Here is a 1,130-nt window from a genome sequence, read left to right as displayed (position 1 = left end):
TAATTTATCAATATCAACAAGCCCACGTTCACGGAAATACATTTGATGGATTACCTCACCACCAGCCCCACCGCACGCTCCGGCGCACTGTCTGGTGCAGTTTCTGATGCACTGTCTGGTTTAGACAACCTGGTCCAGCAGCTCACCGGCCCACTCCTCAGTCAGCACGCCCGCTTGATCAGTATGGACACCGCACAAGGCTCGGCCTTGCCAGAGACCTTGGTGGTGGAAGCGTTTACCGGCTATGAGGCAGTCAATGCGCTGTTTTTATTTGATATCGATGCCTTCAGCGTCTCTACCGAGGTCGATCTGAAACAGTTTATCGGCGAGGAAATCACCTTGCGTCTGTTACAAGCGGATGGTTCACGGCGAGCCTGGCATGGCTACTGTACGCAGGCGTATTGGCTGGGGGCGGATGGTGGTACCACCCGCTATCGCTTACGCTTAGAACCGTTTTTGTCCTTCTTACGCTTACGTCGTGACTCGTTTATTTTTCAGGACAAAGATGTCCAGCAGATCGTCACCGATTTACTCGCTGATTATCCGCAAGCCCATTTCCGATGGGATGTGACGCAACCCCTGCTTGCGCGCCCTGTTTGTACCCAATACCGTGAGAGTGATCTGGATTTCTTCACCCGCTTACTGGCGTCTGAAGGCTTGAGCTGGCGCTTTGACCATGATCAGAGTGGTAGCGGCTCCGGTGCAGCGTCATCGTCATCCTCTTCTGCTCACTCTTCCCAATCTGCTGATTCTGCTCACTCTGCTGGCGATGTGCCGCATGCCAAACATACGCTGGTGATCTTCGATGCGCAAGCGACAGCGCCTGACTTGGTAGTTGACTTCGCTGATGGCTTAGTTGGTGAGGGTTCTGGGAGTAAGCTTATCCGTTTTCATGGGGTACGCGCGTCTGAATCGAGTGATGCCATCAATCAATTTTCTGCACGCCGTTCTGTGCAAGCCAATGCGGTGAGTTTGTCTAGCTGGGATGCACGTCAAGTGAGTGCGCCAGCCGCAGAGTCGGCCTCGGGTCTGGACAATGGGATGTTGCCGTCCTTGTCTCTTTACGATGGCGCGGCAGAGCAGCGGTATGTCGACAGTGGCATGGCCACGCAGCACAGTGAGCTGGTATT

At 54.2% G+C, this 1,130-nt stretch carries 1 protein-coding gene; it reads left to right on the top strand.

Annotated features, from left to right (window positions below; all coding sequences use genetic code 11):
* Positions 1-45: 45 nt before the first annotated feature.
* A partial coding sequence (locus AAKU61_RS22640) for a type VI secretion system Vgr family protein (RefSeq protein ID WP_354335892.1) occupies positions 46-1,130 on the top strand: 1,085 nt, incomplete at its 3' end.

The organism is Undibacterium sp. GrIS 1.2, assembly GCF_040544435.1.
Classification (GTDB): domain Bacteria; phylum Pseudomonadota; class Gammaproteobacteria; order Burkholderiales; family Burkholderiaceae_D; genus Undibacterium.
This window is presented reverse-complemented; position numbering and strand designations above follow the sequence as displayed.